This is a genomic window from uncultured Adlercreutzia sp. (assembly GCA_910585575.1).
Taxonomy (GTDB): Bacteria; Actinomycetota; Coriobacteriia; order Coriobacteriales; family Eggerthellaceae; genus Adlercreutzia.
The window spans coordinates 1-3918 of record CAJUFS010000120.1 but is presented as its reverse complement, the minus strand read 5'-3'; the positions used below and the strand labels follow the sequence as shown (position 1 = coordinate 3918).

Annotated in this window: 3 protein-coding genes; all 3 read right to left on the bottom strand. The window is 64.9% G+C overall.

The features are described 5' to 3' along the window. The coding region (gene mraY / locus QZ307_RS10870) for a phospho-N-acetylmuramoyl-pentapeptide-transferase (RefSeq protein WP_295999734.1) at positions 1–1028 on the bottom strand (1028 nt) is incomplete at its 3' end. Continuing rightward, entirely contained in the window at positions 1029–2516 is a 1488-nt protein-coding gene (gene murF, locus QZ307_RS10865; RefSeq protein WP_295999733.1) for a UDP-N-acetylmuramoyl-tripeptide--D-alanyl-D-alanine ligase, read from the bottom strand. Positions 2517–2532: 16 nt separating this feature from the next. After that, on the bottom strand, positions 2533–3918 hold a 1386-nt coding region (locus QZ307_RS10860), incomplete at its 5' end, for a UDP-N-acetylmuramoyl-L-alanyl-D-glutamate--2,6-diaminopimelate ligase (protein WP_295999731.1).

Genomic DNA, 3918 nt, shown 5'->3' with positions numbered 1-3918 from the left:
GCGAAGTACAGCACGAAGCCGCAAGCGGCCAGCATGCCGGACACAATCCAGAAGCGCACGACCACCTTCGTCTCCGACCAGCCCTTCTTCTCGAAGTGGTGGTGCAGCGGCGCCATAAGGAAGATGCGCTTCTTCGTCTTTTTGTAGTAGAAGACTTGGATCATGACGGACAGGGCCTCGGCCACGAAGAGACCGCCGATGATGATGACCACGAACTCGGTCTTGGTGACCACGGCCAAGCAGCCCAGGGCCATCCCTAAGGCCAGCGAGCCCGTGTCGCCCATGAAAATGTCGGCCGGGAACGAGTTGAACCACAGAAAGCCAATGCAGGCACCGGCCAGGGCCCCGGCGAACAGCGCCGGCTCCAACACGCCGGCGCGGAAGGCGATGGCGGCCATGACGAGCATGACGATCATGACAGTGCCCGCCGCCAGGCCGTCCAGGCCGTCCGTCAGGTTCACGGCGTTGCACAGGCCCACAAGCAAGATAAGGCAGTAGACCAGATAGAGCCAGGGAATCTCGATACCGTCGCCCACCGGCACAACGGTGGTCAGCACGCCCAAATCGATGGTGCAGACAAAGGGAATCTCCACCGTGGGCTCGATGCCCAGCATATTGACCGCGCACAGCACGAACACCGTGGCAATGGCGAACTGCCCCACCAGCTTCGCCTTGGGCGTCAGGCCCAGGGAACGCTCATGGGCCACCTTGGAGGCATCGTCGATAAGGCCGAGGACGCCGGTGAGCACGGTGGCGCCCAAAAGCAGCCACAGCTCGGGCGTGGGAGCGCCCACCGAGGCCAGCAGCGTAAAGGCAATGACCGCCACCAGCATGATGACGCCGCCCATGGTGGGCGTGCCCTGCTTAACAAGATGGCTCTGCGGGCCGTCGGCACGCACCTGCTGGCCGATATGGCTCGTTTTCAGGAAGCGAATCCAGGCCGGCATGAGCAGCATGGTGACCACCATGGACACCACGACGGCCAAGAAGATCATGAACGTGGGATAGGACGAGAACAGAGAGAACATTTAGCTAACCAATCCTTCGACAACACGATTGAGCTCCATGAAATGCGAGGCTTTCACCAGCACCGCATCCCCCGGCTCGAGGCGACCGTCAAGCTCTTCGAGCACATCGGCCACCGTTCGGGCGCGCACGATGCGCGACGGGTCCATGCCCGCCTCCTGGGCGCCCTCGGCGATGAGCGCAGCCAAATCGCCCACGCACACCAGTTGATCCAGGGAGGCGCCAGCGGCCGCCTCCCCCACTCCGCGATGACACGCAGGGGCAAAATGACCCAGCTCGCCCATATCGCCCAGCACGGCGATGCGGCGGCCCGTCACCGCCAAGGCGGCAAAGGTGGCAAGCGACGCGCGCATGGAATCGGGGCTGGCGTTGTAGGCGTCGTTGATGACCGTGAAGCCGCCCCGCGCCGTAAGCATTTCCTGGCGTCCCGACTCGGGCACCGACCCGTGCAGGGCCTCGGCCACGGCCGCCAGCTCAAGGCCGAGCGCCCGTCCCACGGCAGCGGCACCGCAGGCGTTGGCGACATTGTGGGCCCCTTGGAGCGCCAGCGCGCAGGGCGTGCGCTCGACGACGCCATCGTCGGTGAAGCCGGCGGCGCACAGCGTGAAGCGGGGGCGCCCTTCTTCATCGAGTACGACGTCCTCGGCCCACAGGCGACGGGCAACCGTTGCCCCGGCCTTCTCCAAAGCCGCGAAATGATCGGCGGCGTCGGGGGACCCGTCGAACACCGTGAGGGCTACCGAGCGCGCGGACAGACGAGCATCGTCGGCGCAGAACGCCGAGAAGTCATCGGCGCCGTTGAGGAAGGCCTGGCCGGTGCCGGCGGGCAGAGCTGCAAGCAGCTCGGCCTTGGCGCGGGCAATGTTCTCGCGGGAACCGAGCAGCTCGATATGGCTCTCACCCACATTGGTGATGAGCCCCCATTCGGGGCGCACGAACTCGGTAAGCTCGGCAATTTGGCCCCGACCGCGCATGCCCATCTCTACCACAACTGTGGCAGTTTCCGGGTCGGCCGCCAACAGCGTACGGGGAACGCCCAGCTCGTTGTTCTGGTTGGCCTTGGTTGCCACCACGGAGCCGGCCGCCGCGCAGACGTCGCGCATGAGGTTTTTGGTAGTGGTCTTGCCCACCGAGCCCGTCAGCGCGATGACGCGCCCGTGCAGATGCCCCCGCCATGCGCGGGCCAAGTCGGTTATGGCACTGGTGGTGTTGGCCACCTCGATAACGGCCGCGCCCATTTCGCGGGCCAGCAGCAAAGCCGAGGGGGCAGGCGGTTGCATAACAAGGGCGCCCCGAGCGCCGGCACGCAAAGCGGCCTCGACGAAGCTGTGGCCGTCTACCCGTTCGCCCGGAAGGGCCACATAGAGCCAGCCGGGCTGCACTTCGCGAGAATCCCAGGTGATGCCCGTCATGAGAGCGCTGGGATCAATGGGATCTACGAGAAACTGGCCGCCCGTGTATGCTGCGATTTGTTTTGCGTTGAGGCGCACGCGCGTTCCTTTCCTGTCAGGCTTCGTTCCCTTCGCCCGAGAAGGCCCGTTCGAGCTCTTCAGCAGCGACGAGACGATCGTCGAAGGACAGCACCTGGTCTCCCACCAGCTGGTAGTCCTCGTGGCCTTTGCCTGCTAACAGGATAGCGTCTCCCGGCTGCGCCACGGCGATGGCGCGGGCAATGGCAGATCGGCGGTCGGGCTCCACCTCGTAGCGGCTGGTATCTTCCATGCCGGCCACAATATCGGCGATGATGGCGTCGGGGTCTTCCTTGCGAGGATTGTCGCTGGTGACCACGGCGTAATCGGCCGCGAGGGCAGCTTGGCCCATAATGGGGCGCTTGCTGGCGTCGCGGTTGCCGCCGCAGCCGAACACCACAATGGTGTGGTGATCGGTGAACTCCTGAATGGAGGCGATGGCCTTGGCCAGGGCATCGGGGGTATGGGCGTAGTCCACATAGATGGTGATGGGTGCCTCCACCGCGCAGGCCACCTGCTCCAGGCGGCCCGGCACCGGCGGCATGGTGGCCAGTGCCTCGGCGATAACCGCGGCGGGGATGCCCAGGTGCAGACAGCTGGCGAACGCGGTCATGACGTTCTCCACGTTGAAGCGGCCTACCAGCGGGTAGTCCAGCTCGACAACGCTGCCGCGCACCTCCAGCTGAACCTGAGTGCGCGTGGCGCCATAGGTGACCGAGCGCGGATGAATTTGAGCCGTGGCGTCGAAGCCCGTGGTGATGACCTCATCGCCCGCGGCCGTGCAACGCCGCAGCAGCTCGCGGCCCCAGGAGCCGTCGATGCTGATGACGCGCTTGGCCGGATAGTCCTTCGAGAACAACAAGGCCTTGGCCTCAAAGTAGTCGTCGAAGGTATGGTGGTAGTCCAGATGATCCTGGGTGAGGTTCGTGAAAGCGGTAACGGCGAAGGTGGCGCCCCAGGTGCGCACCAGGTCGAGCGCATGGGAGCTTACCTCCATAGCCACCACGTCCACCCCGGCGTCGCGCATGCGCGCGAAGAGCTTCTGCAGGTCGGGTGATTCGGGGGTGGTGTGCTCCGATTTCTCCATGCGCCCGTTGATCTTGTTGCCCACGGTGCCGATGACGCCGCAGCGCTTCCCGGCCACGCTGGCAATGTGCTCGACCAAATACGTGGTGGTGGTCTTGCCGTTGGTGCCCGTGATGCCCACGAGCGAGAAATCCTTCGAGGGATGATCGTAGAAATTGGCTGCCACCTGAGCCATGGCCTTGCGGGAGTCAGAGACGACTACCTCGGTGACGTCGGTGGCGTCGGCCAAGTACACCTTGCGCTCGACCACCAGGGTGGTGGCGCCGTGATCGATGGCATCCTGGGCGAAGCTGTGGCCGTCCACCACGTTGCCCACGATGCAGAAGAACATATCGCC